Origin of the sequence: Dyella sp. (assembly GCF_035503745.1) — a bacterium.
GTDB lineage: Bacteria > Pseudomonadota > Gammaproteobacteria > Xanthomonadales > Rhodanobacteraceae > Dyella_B.
The window spans coordinates 124,217-144,243 of sequence record NZ_DATJTC010000017.1; the positions used below are offsets into that span (position 1 = coordinate 124,217).

A 20,027-nucleotide genomic window follows, 5' to 3' on the forward strand; every position below is an offset into this window, starting at 1 on the left:
TCTGTGTTTCCCTTACAAACTATGCGCATCGGAACAAAACACGTGCCCACCAGCGGCAATTAAGCCACGCCCCATTTGCACCAATTCTGCGCATTGTCCATGATGGTGCAATGAGCGAGCTGGGGTTTCAGAGCTGGGCGGAGCAGATGGCGACCGGGTTGGCGGTGGTCGATGGGCGGTTGCGGGTGCGGTGGATCAACGCGGCGTTGGCGGAGTTGCTGGGGTTGGGGTTGCGGCATGCGCAGGGTCAGTCGCTGGCCGGGTTGTTGCCGGAGGGCGGGGTGGCGGGGCAGGCGGTGCGCAGCCTGGCCGAGCAGCGGTCGGTGCAGTGCCGTGGCGTGGCGCTCAGTGGTGTGCATGGCGGCGCGCTACGCGTGGATGTGTCGCTGCAACCCTTGGACGCCGATAGCCTGCTGGTAGAAGTGCATGCGCTGGCCGAAGCCGCGCCGGCGGTGTCGCCCTTGTCGGCGACACTGCGCGGCTTTGCGCACGAGGTGAAGAATCCGCTTGCGGGTTTGCGCGGTGCCGCGCAGTTGTTGCAGCGCCGGCTGGATGATGCGGACATGCGCGCGCTCGCCGGGCTGGTGATCGCTGAGGCGGATCGGTTGGCGACCCTGGCGAACCGGCTGCTGCATCACGACGGCGCGCCGCAGCTGGCCGACGTGAATTTGCATCACCTGCTCGAACGCTTGAGCGAATTGATTCTGGCCCAAGCATCGCCGCCGCGCCTGCGCCACGATTACGATCCCAGCCTGCCCGATGTGCGCGGCGATGCCGATCGCTTGCAGCAGGTGATGTTGAACCTCGCGCGCAACGCGATCGAGGCCGGTGCGCGCACACTTACATTGCGCAGTCGCGTGGAGCATGGCGTGCGGCTGGGCGAGCACATGTTCCGCAGCGCCTTGCGGCTGGATGTGATCGACGACGGCCCCGGCGTGCCGGCCGCCCTGCGCGAGACGTTGTTCGAGCCGCTGGTGTCCGGGCGTGCGGATGGCACGGGGCTCGGCCTTGCGCTCTCGCGCGAAATCGCGCACGAGCATGGCGGCGAACTGCGTTATGTCAGCCGCCCCGGCGAAACCGTCTTCTCGCTTTACCTTCCCTTGCCCCCGCGCACGCCCGCGCCCACCGCAGGACGCTCCGATGGCTAAACCTTCCGATACCACCGGCATCTGGATCGTCGACGACGATCGCGGCGTACGCTTCGTGCTGGCCGAAACATTGCGCGACGCGGGGTTGCCGGTGCGTGAATTCGGCGATGCGGCCAGTGTGCGCGAGGCGCTGCGCGAAGCCACGCCTGCCTTGCTGATTACCGATGTGCGCATGCCCGGCGAAAGTGGCCTGGCGTTGCTGGAAGAATTGCGCGCGCGCGAGGTCGGGCCGGTGATCGTGATGAGCGCCTACACCGACGTGGCCACCACCGCGGCCGCGTATCGTGCCGGTGCGGTGGATTATCTGGCCAAGCCGTTCGATCTCGATCAGGCGCTGGCCGCTGTGCAACGTGCCCTGGCGGACGTGCCGCACGAGGAAGTGGACGCGACGGCGGTGACGGAACCTTCGCATGCGCTGCTCGGCGAAAGCGCGCCGATGCGGCAGGTGTTCCGACTGATCGGGCGCGTGGCGGCCAGCGATCTCAACGTGCTGATTACGGGTGAAACCGGCACCGGCAAAGAGTTGGTGGCGCGCGCGCTGCATGATGAAAGCGCGCGCCGCGGCAAGGCGTTCGTGGCATTGAATACGGCGGCCATTCCCAGCGAATTGCTGGAGAGCGAGCTGTTCGGCCACGAAGCCGGCGCGTTTACCGGCGCGACGCGGCGCGTGGCCGGACGTTTCGAACAGGCCGAAGGCGGCACGCTGTTCCTCGACGAAATCGGCGACATGCCGTTGATCCTGCAGACGCGGTTGTTGCGCGTGCTGGCGGAAGGCGAGTTCTATCGGGTCGGCGGGCGCGAATTGATCCGCTGCAACGTGCGCATCATCGCTGCCACGCATCAGGATCTGGATGCACGCGTGGCGGCCGGACAGTTTCGCGCCGATCTCAAACATCGCCTGGATGTGGTGCGCATCGAGTTGCCGCCGCTGCGCGAACGGCGCAGCGATATTCCCTTGCTGGCGCAGCATTTTCTGGCCGGTACCACGCAGGAGTTGAAACTGCCGCCTAAGCGCTTTTCCAAGGCGGCGTTGAAGGCGATCGCGCAGCGCGATTTCCCGGGCAATGTGCGCGAGTTGGAAAACCTGTGCCGGCGGCTGGCGGTGATCGCCGCCGGCAACGAAATCCTCCCGGCGGACCTTGGCAGCACCTCGGCACATGTGCAGCGCGGGGACTGGACTGATGCCCTGCGCGACTGGACCGACCGCGCGCTGGCCGATGGCGAGGCGGACATTCACACGCGTGCACGCGAGACGCTCGACCGCGTGTTGCTGGAAGCGGCGCTGGCTGCCAACGAGGGGCATCGCCAACATGCCGCGACCGCGCTGGGTGTGGGCCGCAATACGTTGACGCGCAAACTGGGCGCGTCGCGCACCCGCCGCAAACCATGACGATTCAATCGGAGCCTGAGCCGTGCCGACCTTGACTATCCGCCCCGCCACGCGCGGCGACATCGACCACATCGCCGCCTGGAACGCGGCCATGGCGTGGGAAACCGAGCAAAAACACCTGGATTTGGAAGTGCTTACGCCCGGTGTCGCGGCGGTGTTCGACGAGCCGCGCCGCGGCTTCTACATGGTGGCCGAGCATGACGGGCAGGCGGTGGGCTGCCTGTTGGTGACGTACGAATGGAGCGACTGGCGCAATGGCGACTTCTGGTGGATCCAGAGCGTGTACGTGGCGCCTCATGCGCGTCGCGGCGGCGTATTTCGCGCGTTGTATGGCGAGGTAGTGCGGCGTGCCTGGGCGTCGGGCGCGGTGGGTTTGCGCTTGTATGTGGAGACCCAGAACGAGCGTGCGCAACGCACATACCGTGAGCTTGGCATGTCCGAGTGCCATTACCGAATGTATGAGCAGATGATCTGACGGCCGCGAGCGCTGGGTTTTCCCGCGGAGGGAGAGGGCGCCCTTGTCGCTCAGGCCGGCTGTTCGGCCAGACGCTGTTGGAATATCGCCGCCGGCATGGGCGCGCCGAACAGAAAGCCCTGCATTTGCGAGCAGCCGGCTTCGCGCAAAAAGGTACTTTGCACTTCCGTTTCCACGCCTTCGGCGATCACGTCCTTGTTGAGGCTGCGTGCCATGTCGATGATCGCGCTGGTGATCGCGGCGGTTTCGGCGTCCAGGGTGATATCGCGCACGAATGCGCGATCGATCTTCAGCGCGTCCACGGGGAAGTGCTTGAGGTAGGCAAGGCTGCTGTAACCCATGCCGAAGTCGTCCAGCGAAAGGCGCACGCCGCGTTGGCGGATGCGGCGCAGCAGGCGGATGGTGCCGTCGCCGCCGCCCATCATGGTGCGTTCGGTCAGTTCCAGTTCGAGCAGGTTCGGATCCAGGCCCGTTTCGTTGAGGATCGCGTCGAGCCGCTCGTAGAAACCCGCATACTGAAATTGCAGCGGCGAGACGTTGACCGATACCGGAATCGCCCAGCCTTCGCGCTGCCACGCGCGTGCCTGCAGGCAGGCTTCGCGCAACACCCACGTGCCGATGGAGACGATCAGTCCGGTGTCCTCGGCGACGGGAATGAACTGGTCGGGCACAAACAGGTCCTGACCGTTCACCTGCAGGCGCAGCAGCGCTTCGGCGCCCACAATATGGCCTTGGACGGCATCGACCTTCGGCTGGTACTGCAGCGAAAGTTCGCCGTGCGCCAGGGCGTGGCGCAACACGTTTTCGATGCGCTGGCTGGCGGCCGTGCGCTGGCTCATTTCCGGCGAATAGAAACAGTAGCCATGGCGGCCCTGCACTTTCACCTCATACATGGCGGCATCGGCGGTGCGCACCAGCGCATCCGGTTCGGTGGCGTCGTTGGGAAACAGGCTGATGCCGATGCTGCAGCGGACATCCAGTGGCGGCAGGTGCGCCACGCGCGTGTGCGCGCAGGCGTCGAGCAGCTTCTGTGCGAAAGTGGCCGCTTCCTCGGCACCGTCCACGCGCGGCAATAGCACGACAAATTCGTCGCCGGAATAGCGGAAGGCCAGATCTTCGCTGTCGCGCAGCGCGCTGCGGATCTGCTGCGCCACCGCCTGCAGCACCTGGTCGCCGACGCCGTGCCCGAGTGTGTCGTTGATGCGGCGGAAGTGATCCAGGTCCAGATAAAGCAGCGCGCATTGGCGATGCCGTTGCGTGGCCAGCGAGGTGGCCTGCTCGATGCGTGCGTACAGCAGGCTGCGGTTGGGCAGGCCGGTCAAGGTGTCGTGCTGCGCCAGCTGAATCATTTTCAGCGCCAGCATGCGGTTCTCGCTGATGTCGTGGCAGACCAGTACGCCGCCGGTGACATTGCCGGCGTGGTCGTGGATCAGCGCGGCCGAGGTTTCGATCGGCGTTTCGAAGCCGTTGCGGTGAAGCAGGATCGCCCGGCCGCTGAAATCGACCAATGCGTTGCGTCGCATCGCCTGGCGCAAGGGATTTTCCAGCGGCTGGCGGTTGTTGATGTCGCGCACGCGGAAAATGTCGTCGAGCGGGCAGCCCCTCGCATCGGCGTTGGACCAGCCGGTCATTGCCTCGGCGATCGGGTTGAGCGAGGTGACATTGAGGCCGACGTCGGTAGTGATGACCGCGTCGCCGATGGAGTTCAAGGTGACTTCGGCCAGCTGGCGTTCGCGGAACAGCGCTTCTTCGTATTGTTTGCGCTTGGTGATGTCCTGCACCTGGCTGACGAAATAGTTCAGCTGCCCCGCTTCGTTGCGCACCAGCGACACGCTCAACATCACGTGCACGACGTGGCCGTCGCGGTGCAGGTAGCGCTTTTCGGTCTGGAAGGCCTCGCGCTTGCCGCCGGCCACCAGCGAAGTGAGTGTGTCGCTCACGGTCAGGTCGTCCGGATGGGTGACGTCGCGCCAGGTCATGGCGCGCATTTCGGTTTCGTTGTAGCCGAGCATTTCGCACAGCGCGGCGTTGACGCGCTGGTAGCGGCCGCCGGGCAGGATCAGCGCCATGCCCACCGCCGCGTGCTGGAACGCCTGCGAGAAGCGTTGCTCGCTGTCGCGCAATTGTTCTTCCAGCGCGTGCCGCTCGGTGATGTCGGTGAACACGGTAAGTACGCCGCGCAACTGGCCGTTCTCGTCGCGGTCGGGCTTGAAGGTGCCGTGCACGTAGCGGTGCTCGGGGCGGTCGAACAGCTCGCCTTCGTAGCTGGAAGGATGGCCATCCAGCGCTTGCAGCAGCGCACTGCGCACGCGCAGGTAGCTTTCCGGATCGAGTACTTCGCTGACCAGGCGCCCGATGATCCGCTGCGGGTCGATCTCGAACCAGTGGCGGTGCGCCTCGTTGGCAAACCAGAAGCGCTCCTCGGGGCTGATGTAGGCGATCAGCGCCGAAACATTCTGTACCACGTGCGCAAGCAGCTCCGGCCCCGGTTGCAAGGGGCGCGGATGACCTTCTTTAGGCTGCGTCACCTTCGGCACGTCGATCTCCCGGCTCGAACGTTCCTGGCACTGGCCCGCACATCATGCGCCGGACCAGGTGCGGTTTGCATCTTCCGGGCCAAGGGCGGCGTGGGGAGTTAATGCAGGGCGGCCGCCGGTGCGCCGAGGGCGCCTTGCTCGTCCAAGTGGATGCGGCCCAGCGCGTGCAGATCGCTGGCGATGCCGAAACGGTCGGCCAGGGTGGCGACCAGCGAACCCAGCGCCGCCGCATGCAGGGGATATCCATGGGCCAGCATGCGGGCCCGGCCGGCAGGTCCGCGCTGCGCGAGGGTCACCACCACCACGCCCAGGCCCGCGGCCTCGTGGGCGTATAAGGTGGGCGCATCGTAGGCGTCGTCGGCGTCGGCGACTATTTCCGCAAGCCAGCCTTCGCCCGCATCGATCGTCCGATCGCCTGCCGCATCCAGTTGCAGCGGCAGGCCGTGCGCGTGCAGCAGCGCCGCGTATTGGCGCAATTCGAACACCACCCCGGCCAGCGCATGGCTGCGTTCGGCGTCGTCGCCTTCCTGGGCTGCAAGCCACTGGGCGGGCGATTGCGCGTGGATCTTGCCGTCGGCGTAGCGAAAGGCCAGGCCGCGCGCGCTGAGCGTGGCCTCGCCGCGATAAGGGGTCAGCAGCGCCGCTTCCAACAGTTGCCAGAGCGGGGCGAGGTTGACGTGCTCGTACTGCACGCAAGTGAGCGCGAGCAGGTCGTTGCGGCTGAGGTAGCGCGCGTGTTCCAGGCGCACGCCCAGGTGGCGCATCAGCCAGTCGGCGGTACGCGCGCCGGCTTCGCCGCGGCCGACCAGTTCCACTTCCAGGCGCTCGGACAGCGTCTGCACCCGTGCTTCGGGCACGAGCAGGCTCAAGGGCAACAGGCGCATCGGGCCGTCCGCGTAGGCACGGTCCGGCTCCAGCGTCTGGGCCGGCATGTGGCCGTCATGGCTGCCGAAGGCCACCACGTTTTCCAGCTGGCCGCGGGGCACGCGGCGCGCCAGTTCGTCCAGCGTGGCCCAGACCGGAAAGCCGGGGCGCAGCAGTTCCACCGCGTCGAAGGAGGCGCCGGCCAGCGCCAGCCGTGCCTGCACCACCTCGGGCACCAGCGCGTGCAGGTCCTCGGCGATCAGTGCGGCCAGCTCGGCGGCGTCATCGCGGGCCAGGCTCAGGCGTTGCGGCGGCTCGCCAGGGGACAGTTCCAGCGCCAGTACGGCGGGCAGGGCTTGCAGCGGGCCGGCTTCCACGGGGTGATTCCGTCAACAAAGGGAAGCAAGTCTAACATTTGGCCTTCTGGCACCGTTTCGGGCTTTCGTCGCGGGACGGAGCGGGTTAGCCTTGGGCGATCGGGCGTATTTGGATAGTCTGGCTATGGAAAACACGCAGCAACGTGTCGGTGTGATCGGCGGAGTGCGGATTCCCTTCTGTCGCAATAACACGGCGTATGCGGATGTGGGCAACTTCGGCATGTCGGTGAAGGTGCTCGGATCGCTGGTGGAGCGCTTCGGGCTGCATGGTGTGGAACTGGGCGAAGTGGCGATGGGCGCGGTGATCAAGCACTCCTCGGAGTGGAACCTGGCCCGCGAAGCCCTGTTGAGTTCGGGTCTGGCGCCGACCACCCCGGGCATCACCACCGCCCGTGCCTGCGGTACCTCGCTGGACAACGCCATCATCATCGCCAACAAGATCGCCGCCGGCCAGATCGAGGCCGGCATCGCCGGCGGTTCGGATACCACCAGCGACGTGCCGATCGTCTACAGCCAGCGCCTGCGCAAGCGCCTGCTGGCGGTCAACCGTGCCAAGACGCCGATGGAAAAATTCAAAACCGCCGTGCGCGGTTTTTCCTTGCGCGAGTTGAAGCCCTCGTTCCCGGGCGTGGCCGAGCCGCGCACCGGCATGTCGATGGGCGATCACTGCGAAAAGATGGCGCGCGAATGGCACATCGGCCGCGAGGCGCAGGACCGTCTGGCGCTTGAGAGTCATCGCAAGCTGGCGGCCGCTTACGAGGCCGGCTTCTTCGAGGACCTGGTGGTGCCTTTCCGCGGCTTGAAGCGCGACGGTTTCCTGCGTCCGGACACGACGATGGAAAAGCTCGCCACGCTCAAGCCTGCGTTCGACAAGAGCTCGGGCCTGGGCACGCTCACCGCCGGCAATTCCACCGGCTTGTCCGACGGCGCGGCGGCGGTGCTGCTGGCCAACGAGTCATGGGCGGCGCGGCGCGGGTTGAAAATCCAGGCGTATCTGCGCGATGCCGAGGTGGCGGCGGTGGATTTCGTGCACGGCGAGGGCCTGTTGATGGCACCCACCGTGGCAGTGCCGCGCATGCTCGCGCGGCATGGCCTCACCCTGCAGGATTTCGATTTCTACGAAATCCACGAAGCCTTCGCCGCGCAGGTGCTGTGCACGCTGCGCGCGTGGGAGTCGGCCGACTACTGCAAGCACCGCTTGGGCCTGGACCAGCCGCTGGGCAGCATCGATCCGGCCAAATTGAACGTGCATGGCTCCAGCCTCGCGGTGGGCCATCCGTTCGCCGCGACCGGTGCGCGCATCGTCGCCACGCTGGCCAAAATGCTGGAGCAGAAAGGTTCCGGCCGTGGCCTGATTTCCATCTGCACGGCCGGCGGCATGGGCGTCACCGCGATACTCGAGCGCTGATTTACAACACCCCCGTCACCCCCGCGCCGAAGGCGGTAATCAAGCGCGTGTAGAGCAGCTTGGGCGAAATGTCGACGTCGGGGAAATCGCCCACGGGCGTATAGCACTGGTCAAAATGCGGATCGGTGGGCAGCAGCGGCCCGCAGCCGGGCTTGATGTCGTAACTGGTGGCGTAGCGGAACGGCCACAGATCGAACAGCGGCAGCTTGGCCGACACATCGCCGATGGCGCGGCTGATGGTGCCCAGCACGGGGATGGTCGGCTTGCGTTCGGCGATCACCCACGCGTTTTGCGGTTCGGTGGCGACCAGGATCGAGGCGCGCAGCGCCCGCGCGAAGCGCGCGTCGTAAACGATCACCCCGGCTTCGGTATTGTAGTGGTCCGAGCGCGGATCGAAGTTGTGGGAGCCGACCATCGCCACGTCATCGTCGATCACCAGCGACTTGGCATGCAGGCCGAAGCGGCGCCCCTCGCTCAACAGCGGCGCGGGCCGGTTACGGCGGCCGTTGCTGCCGAACAGGCCGGGCCGGCGGTCGGTGCCGGGAAAGCGCCGGGCGGTCTTGCCTGCGGATGCCTGCGCGGAAGGCGCGCCGTCATCGTCTTGTTCTTCGTCCACCACGTTGGCCTGGGTGTAGGCATCCATCGCCAGCGGCGCATGCGGCTTCATCTCGTAGATGTCGAAGCCGTATTGGGTGAGATAGCGCTTGCGGTGCTTGTAGGACACCGCATAGACCGCGAAGGCGTCGGTGGAGGCCAGCGAATTGGTCGATACGATGATCCGCGGCGCGGGGTGTTCCCTGTGCAGGCGCCTGAACAGCTTTTTTGCGCGGCGGCTCATCACCAGGTACGGCGTCTGCAGCACCACCTCGCGATGCGCATTGCCGACCAGGCGCATCAGGTTGGCGGTAAATTGCAGCGCCTCGCGCTTCTGGGGCTGCTCGGTCTTGGCCGGGCGATCGCTGAAAAACTCCACCTTGCCCGTTCGCATGGTGGGGTCGATCAGGTGCGCGGCGAGCCAGTCGGGATCTTCCGCCTCCGCCTGCGCCTCGGCCACGCGCGCGGGGTTGGTGTAGTGCGGCGCGGGCCACGGCGGCGGCGCGGGGTCGGCGCGGATCAGGCGATTGACGTCGCGCAGTTGGATCAACGGCACCGAGCGCTTGAGGTTCCAGAACAGGTTGAAGCTTGCCGCCATCTGGTGCGCCGCCGGGCCGCCGACCATGACGTCGCGGTCGACGTAGTTGAAGTCGTTGTCCCAGTTGAAATAGCGGTCCTGGTAATTGCGCCCGCCGGTGATGCCGATGCTGTCGTCCACCAGCAGCAGCTTGTTGTGCATGCGCTGGTTGAAGCGGATGAAACAGCAGACCAGGCCGGCGGCAAATTCCAGCGGCGTGGTGCGCGAGCTGTGGAAGGTGGGGTTGTAGATGCGCACGCTCAGATGGGGGCTGACGCGCGTGAGCCGCTCCAGCATGGCCGGGTCTTCGAACGAAAACAGCTGGTCGGCAAGAATGCGCACGTCCACGCCGCGGCGTGCGGCGGCGATCAGTTCGTTGAGGATCAGTTGGCCGGTGTCGTCTTCGTCCCAGATATAGGTCTGCACGTCGATCGACTGCCGCGCCGCTCGGATCAGGTTGATGCGCGCGACCAGCGCCGCCTGGCTGTCGTCGAGCAGGGTGACGACGTGTTCGGGCTGCTCTGGCGTGGAATGGGCCAGCGCATCCTCGGCGTCGTCGAGCAGGGGCGAGGGTGCGGCGCAGCGGTCGGCGCGCGTGCAGGTGGTCTGCCGGTCGATGCTTGCGGCGACGATCGCGTCGGCCTGGCGGACATGCGCGCGACTGGTCGCGCAACCCTGCAGCAGGGCCGCCACGAAAACAGGAATCAGTAAGCTGCCGCGCAGATGCATGCCGCGGATGATAGCCGCCGCTTAGCGACTTTCGCGTTGCAGCGTGATGCTAAGGTTCAGGTCCACGCTGTCCGAAAGCGCCAGGCGGTCGCTGGTCATGCCGAATGTGCTGCGGTGTACGCGTCCGCTGAGCTGGATGCGGCAGGGCGCTGCCGCCAGGTGTTCGCAGTGCGCCGGTTGCACGATAAACCGCACGGGCGCGGTGACGCCGCGCACGGTGATGTATCCGCTGAGCGTGCCGCCCTGGTCCAGTTGCTCCTGTCCGATCGGATCGGACACGAAATGGATGATCGGATGGTGGGTGGCATCGAAGAAATCCGGTGCCAGCACCCAGCGGCGCAGCCGCTTGGAAGGCATGGCCACGCTATCGACCGGAATGTCGGCGTTGACTACCCAGCTATCGGGGCGCGGGCCCGGTACGACATCGCCGGCCACTTGCGAGAAATGGCCGTTGACGCTTTCCAGCCAGAACACATGGACCTGGAAGGTGGCCTGCGAGGTGGCCGAATCGATGCGGTAATCGTCATCGCGGGCGACGGCACGCGCGGACCACAACAACACTAGACACAAGCAGAACGCGAACCGCCCAAGCCTCACGGCGACCAGAACGCATCCAGTCGTGCGTTGCCCGGTTCCAGCGGGCCATCCAGGTGGAGCACGGCCAATCCGGCCGGCGGCATGCCACGAAAGTCATCGGAGCGGCCTTCGACCAGCAAGGCCACCAGCCGTTCGATCCCAGGGTTGTGACCGATCAGCAGCACCGTGTTGGCGTCGTCGTGCTGATCGAGCAGGGCCAGCAATTCGCCCGGCGTCGCGTTGTAGATTTCCGGCGCCATGCGCATGTCCGGCGTCGGCTCCAGGGCGGACAGCGCAAGTTGCGCGGTGGCGCAGGTACGCTCGGACGGCGAGCAGAGCACGCGGTCGGGGCGTACGCCATGCGAGCTCAACCAGGTGCCGGCGGCACGCGCCTCCTGTTCACCGCGTCCGCTCAGGCGGCGCACGACATCCTCGCCGCCCGGCGGTGCGGGCTGGGCTTCGGCGTGTCGCAGCAGGATCAGTTCGTGCATGGTCGTAGGTTCTCCATAAAGACACGCCGGTTTAATCCGGCGCGGAAGGTGCTCAGTGCTGGCGCTTGATCCAGCGCAGCAGGGGCGCCCAGTCGTGCTGGTGGCCGCGCACCTGTTCGGACCCATAGTCGAAGATGCCCTTGCCCAGCGACGTCAACAAAACATAGGCCTGGGTGTCGCGCAATTGCGCCACCACCGGGAACGGCGATTGCTCGGCCAGCTGCTCCATGGCGTCCTGGCTGGCGTGGGTCCACGGCTTGAGGCGATTGCCTACAACCGCCACGGGCAATTTCCCACGCTTGATGCGGCTGATGCCGTGCAGGTGCTTGAGAAAATTCAGTGTCGCGTGCAGGTCGAAGGACGACGGCAGCGCGGGCACCAGTACTACGCTGGCCTTTTCCAGGTAGGGTTCGAGTTCTTTCTCGTGCGAACCGGCGGCGGTGTCGATGAGTACGCGATCGGTATCGTCGGGCAGTTTGTCCAGCGCCTTGCGGCCGCCTTCCAGCGCCAGCACGCCGGGCACGTTGTCTGGCCGGATGCTGGCCCAGCGGAAGCTCGAACCCTGCGGATCGCTATCGACAATGGCCGTGCGCTTGCCGTCCTGGGCCCAATGCGAGGCCAGCTGGGTTACCAGCGTGCTCTTGCCGCAACCGCCCTTGCTGCTTGCTACCAACACCGTGACCATCGACTACCCCTAATGGCGTGAGGTGGCCCAAGGGTAGCGGGGGAAAGCGGAACTGTGAACAGGCCCTAGTTGGTTTTGCCCGCCTGCTCGTCGGCCGGGGCATCGGTGGGGATGCCGTCGTCGCGCAGGGCGGCCAGCACCAGGCTCATCTGCGTGCCCCCGTTGCGGGCCAGGGCCAGCAGGTGCTGGGACTGGCCCCTGTCGTTCTGCGCGCGCAGGGACAGCTCGGCGAAATTCTGCACCTGCCACACCAGGTTGCGGCGCGCGGTTTTCGCGTCCTGCTGCTGGGCCGGATCGGGATTGAGCACTTCGCGCAGATGCAGGCCCAGCGAACGCGCCAGTGGGCTGGAACCCCACTCCAGCGTCTTGCCCAGTTTCAGGCAGTCGTCCTTGACCGAAGGATCGCTGGGGGCGTTTTTCTCGCAGAAAGTTGCCGTTTCGCGCAGGGCCGGCTGAGGCATCCCCTGGGCGCTGCCGAAGGCGATCAGCAGCTGCACGCCGTTGGCACCGGCGGCGGAGTTGGGGTCGAGCGTGGCATTCGGGGGCGGCAGCAGGCTGACCGCGTTGGCCAAGGCCATAAGGCCGATGCCGGAATAATCGTCATACAGCTTGGCGGAGGCCGCCTTGGCCAGATCCTGGCGCACATCCTGCGACTTGAGGTTGTTGGCGTCCTGACCCAGCTTGAGCAGCCACACCGCCGCGTTGTCCGGCGCCTGCTGCAGCAGTTGTGCCAGTGCGTCGGCGTTGGGGCAGCTGGAATTCTTTGGATCGCAATCGGCCAGGCGGGCCCAGTTTTCGGCGGGGCCGGCATCGTCGGCGCGCGCGGCGCGTTCGATCAGCGCGTGGAAGGAGTTCACCTTGCTCTGGTTGGGCAGGGGGCGGGCCAGCAGGGCCGCCGCCAGCAGGCGCTGGGCATCTCCGCTGGGCGACAGCACGTTGACCAGGTCGCTCTGGAACGAAGCCAGCGCCTGGCTGCGCGCCTGGGCGGGCTTTTTGGCAATCGGCGTCGCGGGATGCGCGTGCTGGGCGACCGCCAGCGCCGGGACGGCGAGTGCGCAGGCCAGGGAAAGGGCTACAGGGCGACGCCAACCACGCATCGAGGTACTCCGTCATTCATTCATAAAGTCACCAGCATAGCGTCCCGGCGTTGAGGATGTTCTGAACAGCCGGCGGAGCCCGCGCCGGCCAGCTGCTAGCATGGCCTTCTGCCCAGGCGGTACACAGGAGAGTGCTGTGGAGTCGTTTTCGTTGTTGTCCCAGGGGACCGCGCCGTGGTTCGTCGGCTGGGGAACGCTGGCGTTGATCAATGCGGGCCTTGCCCAGGGCAAGAATCGCAGCGGCCTGCTGTGGTTCGCGCTGTCGGTGCTGTTCGGCCCCTTCGCCACCCTGGCGCTGGTGTTGCTGCCGAAGGTGCGCGAGCGCTTGTTCTGATTGAAAAATCGGGCAAATCCGATTTCTTGAGCGCGTGGCCGGGCATTAGCCTCTTCCATGAAGCAGGCCGTATTCGATACGACCCGCAGACTTGGTCTGCCTTGGATGCCGCCGCCCGAGGGATGCCGCTTAGAGGTCTTCATGTACGAGATCGCGCTCGCTTGTGCCCGAGATGTCGATGGCATCGCCGCGTTGCTGCAAGCCAATTCCGCCGACCGCGGAGGTTCGCTGACCGGCGAATTTCCGCAGGACAAAGTGGCGCGCATGGCACTCAACGGAGCGCCGGTGATGGTGGCGCATCGGCATGGCCGGGTGGTGGGCGTCTTGTTCAGTGCTCACAAAGATGCCCCGGCACCGCCTTCCGTTCAGGCGATGTTGGCGGCGTGGCCCGGCGGCCCGGATGCCTACGTGTATGGCCCGGCCTGTGTCGCCGATAGCGAGCGCGGGCAAGGTGTGCTGGGCCAGCTATATGCCGCTTTGCGCGAACATCGTCCCGGCCAGGAAGCTGTGCTTTTCATTCGGCGCGACAACGCCGCCTCCTTGCGCGCCCACGAGCGGCTTGGCATGCGCGAAGTGGCGGGTTTTGTGTTCGATGACAGCGGCTATGCCGTGCTGAGCGATCGCCAGCGCGAAACCATCCGCAACCAGGGCGCTTGATTGCGCGGCGCCCGGAGCATGCGGCGCCAAGCCATATTGACGCCACGAATCTTGCTCGAAGGCGGTTTACTCGCCCAGCGCTTCGCGCATGAATTCGGGCAACGCCAGCGCACCCTTGTGCACGTCGGCGTTGTAGTAGCGAGTGGGGAAGTTCTTGCTGATCGCGCCGCGCTCGCGGAAGCCGGCCAGGTCGCCGCCCTTGCGCGCCATCGTGCAGCTCCACCAGCCGGTGGGATAGCACGGCTGCGGAAACGGCAGGGTTTTCACCGCGTTGAAACCGGCCGTGCGCATCGCCGCGCGCATCGACTTGATCAGCTCCAAATGCGCCAGCGGCGATTCGCTCTGCTGCACCAGGATGCCGCCATGACGCAGCGCCTTGTGACAACTGGCGTAGAACGCGGCGTTGAACAGGCCCTCGGCGGGACCGACCGGATCGGTCGAGTCGACGATGATCAAATCCAGCGAATCGGGCTCGGCCTCGGCCATGTACTTGATGCCGTCGATGAACAACAGCTCCGCACGCGGATCGCCGTTGGACTCGCACAGTTCCGGAAAATACTGCTCGGCCAGGCGAGTGACGCGCTCGTCGATCTCCACCTGCGCGGCGTGCTCCACTTCTTCGTGCTTGAGCACTTCGCGCAGCGTGCCGCAGTCGCCGCCGCCGATGATCACCACGCGCTTGGCGCGCGCATGGGTGAACAGCGCCGGGTGGGTCATCATCTCGTGGTAGAGGAAGTTGTCGCGGGTGGTCAGCATCACGCAGCCGTCGATCACCATCAGGTTGCCCCAGTCGGTGGTCTGGTAGATCTCGATGGTCTGGAACGGGGTTTTCTCGGCATGAAGCGGCTTTTCCAAGCGATAACCGATGGAGGATCCGGAAGCCTGGTGCGCTTCGGTGAACCAGCTGGGCTGCGACATGACGGGAAAATCCTGGGAAGCATGGTTAAAGAGCCGCAATTGTAGCGGCAACCGCCCCCGGGCGTCCCGGTGCGGGTGACCTCAAATTGTCGCCTGTGCCTATTACAATAGTCGTTCGGGTCGCCGCGCGGCGGCCCGCCAAGTCCTACGGCCCCGCGGCGTGCGAGGCTTCCGGCCGGGGGCTTTGCGTTCGTCAAGGCTCGCCGCTGCGACGATGTCATCCCTAGGGTCGATCCGTCGACTCCCATAAGGAGATACCGTCAACATGGCCCATTCCTGGAATGCCGATGCCGCCCGCCACACTTATGCCGTGCCCTACTGGGGCGACGGCTACGTCGATGTGAACGATGCCGGCGACATCGTGATGCGCCCGCGCGGTGCGAAGGGTCCAGCGTTTTCGCTGCCTCAGATCGTCGATCGCGCACGCGACGAAGGCTTGCGCTTGCCGCTGCTGGTACGTTTCCCCGACATCCTTGCCGACCGTCTCGCGCGCCTGCAGGGCGCCTTCGCCAAGGCGATCGGCGAGTGGAATTATGCGGGCGGCTATACGGCCGTCTATCCGATCAAGGTGAACCAGCAACGCGGCGTGGTTGCCGAGCTGGTCGCCGCGGGCGAGCAGGGCTTCGGCCTGGAGGCCGGCTCCAAGCCGGAGCTGATGGCGGTGCTGGCGATGGCGCGGCCAGGCTCCATCGTGGTGTGCAACGGCTACAAAGATCGTCAATACATCCGTCTGGCCCTCATCGGGCGCAAGCTCGGCCTGCGCATCCACATCGTGATCGAAAAACCGTCGGAACTGGAGCACGTCATCGCCGAATCCAAGGCGCTGGACGTGGAGCCGCTGCTGGGCGTGCGCGTGCGGCTGGCCTCGATCGGCGCGGGCAAGTGGCAGAACACCGGCGGCGACAAGGGCAAGTTCGGGCTGTCGCCGGCGCAGGTGCTCAGCCTGGTCGAACGCCTGGATCAGGCCGGTCTCAAGCACACACTGAAACTGCAGCATTTCCACATGGGGTCGCAAATTTCCAACGTGCGCGACATCGCCAACGGCATGCGCGAGGCCACGCGTTATTTCGTGGAGCTGACCCGGCTGGGCGTGCCGCTTGAGATCGTGGATGTCGGCGGCGGCCTGGGCGTGGACTACGAAGGCTCGCGCTCGCGCAGCCACAACTCGATCAACTACTCGCTGGAACAGTACGCCGCCACCATCGTGCAGTCGCTGGCCGAGGCCGTGGACGCCGCAGGCCTTCCGGCGCCGCACATCATCACCGAGGCCGGCCGCGCGATGACCGCGCATCACGCGGTGATGGTGATCAACGTAAGCGAAGTCGAATCGGTGCCCGCCGGCAGCCTGCCGCCCGCCGATGACGATGAGCCGGCCGTGCTGCGCCATCTGCGCGAAGTGCACGATGAACTCGATGCGCGACCCTCGCTGGAGCTTTACCACGAAGCCCAGCATCACTTCCAGGAAGGCCAGACGCTGTACGCGCTGGGCCAGTTGTCGCTGGCCGCGCGTGCGCGCCTGGATGAGCTGTACTACGCCATCGTCAATGCCGTGCGCGCGCGCCTGCTTTCCTCCGAGCGCGCACATCGCCAGGTGCTGGACGACCTGGACGAAAAGCTGGTCGATAAATACTTCGTCAATTTCTCGGTGTTCGAGTCCGTGCCCGACGTCTGGGCGATCGATCAAATTTTTCCGATCGCGCCGATCGCGCGCTTGAACGAGCAACCCACCCGCCGCGGCGTGCTGGTTGACCTCACCTGCGATTCGGACGGCCGTATCGATCACTACGTGGACGCCGAAGGTGTGGACGTAAGCCTGCCGCTGCATGCGCTCAAGGACGGCGAGCCGTATCGCCTGGGCATCTTCATGGTCGGCGCCTATCAGGAAACGCTGGGCGACATCCACAATCTGTTCGGCGATACCGACGCGGTAAACGTTCGTATCGACCGTGGGAACTATGTTTTCGCCCATAAGCGTCGCGGCGACACCACCGACCTGATGCTCGACTACGTCGGCTACGACCTGGAAGCGCTGCGAAACAGCTATCGCGAACGCATCGCGGCGGTCAATCTTGGCGAAGATCAGGCCAAGGCGCTGTTTGTAACATTGAATGAAGGCCTGACCAGCTATACCTATCTTTCCGAGGGCGCGCGTTGATCTGACAAGCGCCGGCGTCCCGCCGCCGCGGCGGGCGTCCCGGGCAGGCAAGCACGCGAGGCGCCCGCAATCGGTTCCCTCATCCCCCATCCGAAGGAGTGGCACATGGCAAAACTCGACGGCAAAGTCGCATTGATCACCGGCGCGGCCAGCGGCCTGGGCAAGGCCATCGCGGAGCTTTACGCCAAGAACGGCGCGGCGGTCGCGATCGCCGACATCAACCAGCAGGCCGCCGATGCGGCGGCGGCGCAGATCAATGCCGCCGGCGGCAAGGCCATCGGCATCGAAATGGACGTCACCAGTGAAGAGGCGGTGAACGCCGGCACCGACAAGGCCGTGGCGGCATTGGGCAGCCTGGACATTCTTATTTCCAATGCGGGCGTGCAGATCATCAACCCGATCGACCAGTTTGCCTTCGCCGATTGGAAGAAGATGCTGGCCATCCATCTGGACGGCGGCTTCCTCACCACCAAGGCCGCGCTCAAGCACATGTACAAGGGCGATCGCGGCGGCACGGTGATCTACATGGGCTCGGTGCATTCGCACGAGGCGTCCAAGCTCAAGTCCGCCTACGTCACCGCCAAGCACGGCTTGCTGGGCCTGGCGCGCACCTTGGCGAAGGAAGGCGCGGCGCACAACGTGCGCTCGCACGTGATCTGCCCGGGCTTCGTGCGCACGCCGCTGGTGGAAAAGCAGATTCCCGAACAGGCCAAAGAACTGGGCATCAGCGAAGCGGACGTGATCAAGAACGTGATGCTGAAGGATACGGTGGACGGCGTGTTCACCACCGTGGAAGACATCGCCGAAACGGCACTGTACCTGGCCGCCTTCCCGAGCGCGGCGCTCACCGGCCAAAGCATCGTGGTAAGCCACGGCTGGTACATGCAGTAACCGACCTGCACCCTCCCCGACGTGTAACAGGGGAGGGTTGGGGTGGGGTGAAGCCCCTGAAGGTTGCGGCAAGCTCGTGCAACCCCTCTCCAGCCCTACCCTGCATGCACGGGAGGGGGCAAAACGCGAATTGAAGTTCGGTATCACGCAACGTTTTCCATAAGGACGCGTCTATGAAAATCGCCGACGTCAAGGCCAATGCCTTCGCCATGCCGCTGACCAGCCCCGCCTTTCCGCCGGGGCCCTATCGCTTCGTCAATCGCGAGTTCCTGGTCATCACCTATCGCACCGACATGGACGCGCTACGCGCGGTGGTGCCCGAGCCGCTGGAAGTTACCGAGCCGGTGGTGAAATACGAATTCATCCGCATGCCCGACTCGACCGGATTTGGCGACTACACCGAATCGGGACAAGTCATCCCCGTCAGCTTCAACGGCGAGCGTGGCGGTTATGTGCACGCGATGTATCTCAACGACCATCCGCCGATCGCCGGCGGCCGCGAGCTGTGGGGGTTCCCCAAGAAGCTGGCGACACCCATCCTGGAAACGGAAATCGACACGCTGGTGGGTACGCTCGATTACGGCAAGGTGCGCGTGGCCAAGGCCACCATGGGCTTCAAGCATCGCGTGGCCGATCATGCAGCGGTGCTGGCGGGCCTGGCCGCGCCCAATTACCTGCTTAAGATCATTCCGCACGTGGACGGCACGCCGCGCATCTGCGAGCTGGTTCGCTACTACACCAGCAACGTCACGCTGAAAGGCGCCTGGACGGGGCCGGCATCGTTGGAGCTGCATCCCCACGCGCTGGCGCCGGTGGCCGATCTACCCGTCTTGAAAGTAGAGTCGGCAGTGCATTACGTCACCGATCTTACGCTCGACCTGGGTACGGTGGTTCACGATTATCTTGCCGAGTAACAGAGGTTCGCATGTCTTCGCCTTCGTCCAAGACGTCTTCGCCGACAGTAGCGCGCAATCCCGCGCAGGATGCCTACAAGGTCACCGCCCTGGTATTGCAGGGCGGCGGCGCCCTGGGTGCCTACCAGGCAGGGGTGTACCAGGCGCTCGATGAAGCCGGACTGCATCCGGATTGGGTCGCCGGCATTTCCATCGGCGCCTTGAACGCGGCGATCATCGCCGGCAACGCGCCGGAACATCGCGTCGAGCGGCTTACCCAATTTTGGGAAACGATCTGCAAGTCGGCGTTCTGGCCTAATCGCCCCACGTTCTCGTGGCCGGAGAACATGACCTGGCCGCAGATTTTTCGCGACGGCATCAACACGATGTCCGCATGGCGCGCGATCACCGAAGGGCAGAGCGGTTTCTTCCAGCCGCGCATGCCGCCGCCGTTCCTGCAATGGAACGGCACGCCGGCCACGGCAAGCTGGTACGACACCGCACCGTTGCGCGCAACGTTGGAGCAGCTGGCTGATTTCGATCGCATCAACCATCCCAAGTGCGTGCGCGTGTCGGTGGGCGCGGTCAACGTGCGCACCGGTAATTTCGCGTATTTCGACAATCGCGTGGGGCCGCTGCGGCCCGAGCATTTCATGGCCTCCGGTGCGCTGCCGCCAGGCTTTCCCGCGGTAGAAATCGACGGCGAGTACTACTGGGACGGCGGCATGGTGTCCAACACGCCGCTGTACAAGGTGCTGTCGGAGCGGCCGCATCACGATTCGCTGATCTTCCAGGTCGATTTGTGGAGCGCCTGCGGCGCCCTGCCGCGCGACATGGGCACCGTGGCCGAACGCGCCAAGGACATCCAGTTCTCCAGCCGCACGCGCCTGGTGACCGAGTACATGCACAACACGCGCGAGCAACAGCAGCTGTTGCACGAACTGATGAAACTGGTACCCGAAGACAAGCGCACCGCGCCAGCGTTCAAGCGCGCCGAACGCTACTCCAACGGTGCGCTGACCAACCTCATCCACCTGATCTATCGCGACAAGCCCTACGAAGGGCATTACAAGGATTACGAATTCAGTCCTGCTACGATGCACGAACACTGGCAGAGCGGCCTGACTGACATGCGTCACACGCTGACGCAACCGCACTGGCTCGATCCGCCGACCCGCGAGAAACCGTTCGTGACACACGATGTGCATCGTGTGCTCAATTGCGATTGAGT

18 protein-coding genes are annotated in these 20,027 nt (G+C 65.4%); 10 read left to right on the forward strand and 8 right to left on the reverse strand.

Going from position 1 to position 20,027, the window contains the following annotated elements; genetic code table 11:
- The first annotated feature begins 110 nt into the window (after nucleotides 1-110).
- The 3 genes from VME63_RS06570 to VME63_RS06580 are packed head-to-tail and all read left to right on the forward strand — an operon-like array spanning nucleotide 111 to nucleotide 3,013.
- Complete coding sequence (locus VME63_RS06570) at nucleotides 111-1,148, forward strand: two-component system sensor histidine kinase NtrB (RefSeq protein WP_325431494.1); 1,038 nt, start codon at nucleotides 111-113, stop codon at nucleotides 1,146-1,148.
- Nucleotides 1,141-2,538: a nitrogen regulation protein NR(I) gene (gene ntrC / locus VME63_RS06575; protein WP_325431497.1), complete on the forward strand. Its 1,398-nt coding sequence runs from the start codon at nucleotides 1,141-1,143 to the stop codon at nucleotides 2,536-2,538. The genes VME63_RS06570 and ntrC overlap by 8 nt, the downstream gene beginning before the upstream one ends.
- Nucleotides 2,539-2,560: 22 nt before the next feature.
- On the forward strand, nucleotides 2,561-3,013 hold the full coding sequence (locus VME63_RS06580; RefSeq protein WP_325431499.1) for a GNAT family N-acetyltransferase: 453 nt from the start codon (nucleotides 2,561-2,563) through the stop codon (nucleotides 3,011-3,013).
- A 50-nt stretch (nucleotides 3,014-3,063) separates the two neighbouring features.
- Here VME63_RS06580 and VME63_RS06585 read toward each other — a convergent pair whose 3' ends face one another.
- Both VME63_RS06585 and VME63_RS06590 read right to left on the reverse strand, forming a co-directional pair.
- Nucleotides 3,064-5,550, reverse strand: a complete 2,487-nt coding sequence (locus tag VME63_RS06585; protein WP_325431501.1) for a sensor domain-containing protein — start codon at nucleotides 5,548-5,550, stop codon at nucleotides 3,064-3,066.
- 98 nt (nucleotides 5,551-5,648) lie between these two features.
- Nucleotides 5,649-6,791 carry a hypothetical protein gene (locus tag VME63_RS06590; RefSeq protein ID WP_325431503.1) on the reverse strand — a complete coding sequence of 381 codons (1,143 nt, stop codon included), beginning with the start codon at nucleotides 6,789-6,791 and terminating at the stop codon, nucleotides 5,649-5,651.
- A gap of 124 nt (nucleotides 6,792-6,915) precedes the next feature.
- On the opposite strand from VME63_RS06590, the gene VME63_RS06595 reads away from it, so the two are divergent.
- A complete protein-coding gene (locus tag VME63_RS06595) occupies nucleotides 6,916-8,199 on the forward strand; it encodes an acetyl-CoA C-acetyltransferase (protein WP_325431504.1) in 1,284 nt (427 codons plus the stop codon).
- A 1-nt stretch (nucleotide 8,200) separates the two neighbouring features.
- Here VME63_RS06595 and VME63_RS06600 read toward each other — a convergent pair whose 3' ends face one another.
- The 5 genes from VME63_RS06600 to VME63_RS06620 form a co-directional block, all read right to left on the reverse strand.
- Complete coding sequence (locus tag VME63_RS06600) at nucleotides 8,201-10,099, reverse strand: phospholipase D family protein (protein WP_325431506.1); 1,899 nt, start codon at nucleotides 10,097-10,099, stop codon at nucleotides 8,201-8,203.
- Between the two features lie 21 nt (nucleotides 10,100-10,120).
- On the reverse strand, nucleotides 10,121-10,660 hold the full coding sequence (locus VME63_RS06605; protein ID WP_325431558.1) for a YceI family protein: 540 nt from the start codon (nucleotides 10,658-10,660) through the stop codon (nucleotides 10,121-10,123).
- A 32-nt stretch (nucleotides 10,661-10,692) separates the two neighbouring features.
- Nucleotides 10,693-11,166: a histidine phosphatase family protein gene (locus VME63_RS06610; protein WP_325431508.1), complete on the reverse strand. Its 474-nt coding sequence runs from the start codon at nucleotides 11,164-11,166 to the stop codon at nucleotides 10,693-10,695.
- Nucleotides 11,167-11,218: 52 nt separating this feature from the next.
- Entirely contained in the window at nucleotides 11,219-11,851 is a 633-nt protein-coding gene (locus tag VME63_RS06615) for a ParA family protein (RefSeq protein ID WP_325431510.1), read from the reverse strand.
- A 65-nt stretch (nucleotides 11,852-11,916) separates the two neighbouring features.
- Nucleotides 11,917-12,948: a hypothetical protein gene (locus VME63_RS06620; RefSeq protein WP_325431512.1), complete on the reverse strand. Its 1,032-nt coding sequence runs from the start codon at nucleotides 12,946-12,948 to the stop codon at nucleotides 11,917-11,919.
- 136 nt (nucleotides 12,949-13,084) lie between these two features.
- Between VME63_RS06620 and VME63_RS06625 the strand changes: the two genes are divergently transcribed.
- Nucleotides 13,085-13,282, forward strand: coding sequence for an antitermination protein NusB (locus tag VME63_RS06625; protein WP_325431514.1), 198 nt, complete (start codon nucleotides 13,085-13,087; stop codon nucleotides 13,280-13,282).
- A 141-nt stretch (nucleotides 13,283-13,423) separates the two neighbouring features.
- Nucleotides 13,424-13,939 (forward strand): hypothetical protein, encoded by a 516-nt coding sequence (locus VME63_RS06630; RefSeq protein ID WP_325431516.1) that lies wholly within the window; start codon nucleotides 13,424-13,426, stop codon nucleotides 13,937-13,939.
- Between the two features lie 66 nt (nucleotides 13,940-14,005).
- Here the strand turns inward: VME63_RS06630 and speE are convergent, their stop codons facing one another.
- The gene (gene speE / locus VME63_RS06635; protein WP_325431518.1) at nucleotides 14,006-14,857 is read right to left on the reverse strand and encodes a polyamine aminopropyltransferase; all 852 of its coding nucleotides are present in this window, start codon (nucleotides 14,855-14,857) and stop codon (nucleotides 14,006-14,008) included.
- 265 nt (nucleotides 14,858-15,122) lie between these two features.
- Here speE and speA point away from each other — a divergent pair, with 265 nt between their 5' ends.
- The 4 genes from speA (at nucleotide 15,123) to VME63_RS06655 (ending at nucleotide 20,025) form a co-directional block, all read left to right on the forward strand.
- Entirely contained in the window at nucleotides 15,123-17,012 is a 1,890-nt protein-coding gene (gene speA / locus VME63_RS06640; protein WP_325431520.1) for an arginine decarboxylase, read from the forward strand.
- A 105-nt stretch (nucleotides 17,013-17,117) separates the two neighbouring features.
- On the forward strand, nucleotides 17,118-17,903 hold the full coding sequence (locus VME63_RS06645; protein WP_325431522.1) for a 3-hydroxybutyrate dehydrogenase: 786 nt from the start codon (nucleotides 17,118-17,120) through the stop codon (nucleotides 17,901-17,903).
- Nucleotides 17,904-18,076: 173 nt separating this feature from the next.
- The gene (locus VME63_RS06650) at nucleotides 18,077-18,817 is read left to right on the forward strand and encodes an acetoacetate decarboxylase (protein WP_325431524.1); all 741 of its coding nucleotides are present in this window, start codon (nucleotides 18,077-18,079) and stop codon (nucleotides 18,815-18,817) included.
- Between the two features lie 11 nt (nucleotides 18,818-18,828).
- Nucleotides 18,829-20,025, forward strand: a complete 1,197-nt coding sequence (locus VME63_RS06655) for a patatin-like phospholipase family protein (protein ID WP_325431526.1) — start codon at nucleotides 18,829-18,831, stop codon at nucleotides 20,023-20,025.
- The last annotated feature ends 2 nt before the right edge of the window (nucleotides 20,026-20,027 follow it).

Bases quoted from the DNA above. Each gene is read 5' to 3' on its own strand.
- VME63_RS06570 (WP_325431494.1), top strand. From the start codon at position 111: ATGAGCGAGCTGGGGTTTCAGAGCTGGGCGGAGCAGATGGCGACCGGG.
- ntrC (WP_325431497.1), top strand. From the start codon at position 1,141: ATGGCTAAACCTTCCGATACCACCGGCATCTGGATCGTCGACGACGAT.
- VME63_RS06595 (WP_325431504.1), top strand. From the start codon at position 6,916: ATGGAAAACACGCAGCAACGTGTCGGTGTGATCGGCGGAGTGCGGATT.
- VME63_RS06600 (WP_325431506.1), bottom strand. From the start codon at position 10,099: ATGCATCTGCGCGGCAGCTTACTGATTCCTGTTTTCGTGGCGGCCCTG.
- VME63_RS06610 (WP_325431508.1), bottom strand. From the start codon at position 11,166: ATGCACGAACTGATCCTGCTGCGACACGCCGAAGCCCAGCCCGCACCG.
- VME63_RS06615 (WP_325431510.1), bottom strand. From the start codon at position 11,851: ATGGTCACGGTGTTGGTAGCAAGCAGCAAGGGCGGTTGCGGCAAGAGC.
- VME63_RS06620 (WP_325431512.1), bottom strand. From the start codon at position 12,948: ATGCGTGGTTGGCGTCGCCCTGTAGCCCTTTCCCTGGCCTGCGCACTC.
- VME63_RS06630 (WP_325431516.1), top strand. From the start codon at position 13,424: ATGTACGAGATCGCGCTCGCTTGTGCCCGAGATGTCGATGGCATCGCC.
- speE (WP_325431518.1), bottom strand. From the start codon at position 14,857: ATGTCGCAGCCCAGCTGGTTCACCGAAGCGCACCAGGCTTCCGGATCC.
- speA (WP_325431520.1), top strand. From the start codon at position 15,123: ATGGCCCATTCCTGGAATGCCGATGCCGCCCGCCACACTTATGCCGTG.
- VME63_RS06645 (WP_325431522.1), top strand. From the start codon at position 17,118: ATGGCAAAACTCGACGGCAAAGTCGCATTGATCACCGGCGCGGCCAGC.
- VME63_RS06650 (WP_325431524.1), top strand. From the start codon at position 18,077: ATGAAAATCGCCGACGTCAAGGCCAATGCCTTCGCCATGCCGCTGACC.
- VME63_RS06655 (WP_325431526.1), top strand. From the start codon at position 18,829: ATGTCTTCGCCTTCGTCCAAGACGTCTTCGCCGACAGTAGCGCGCAAT.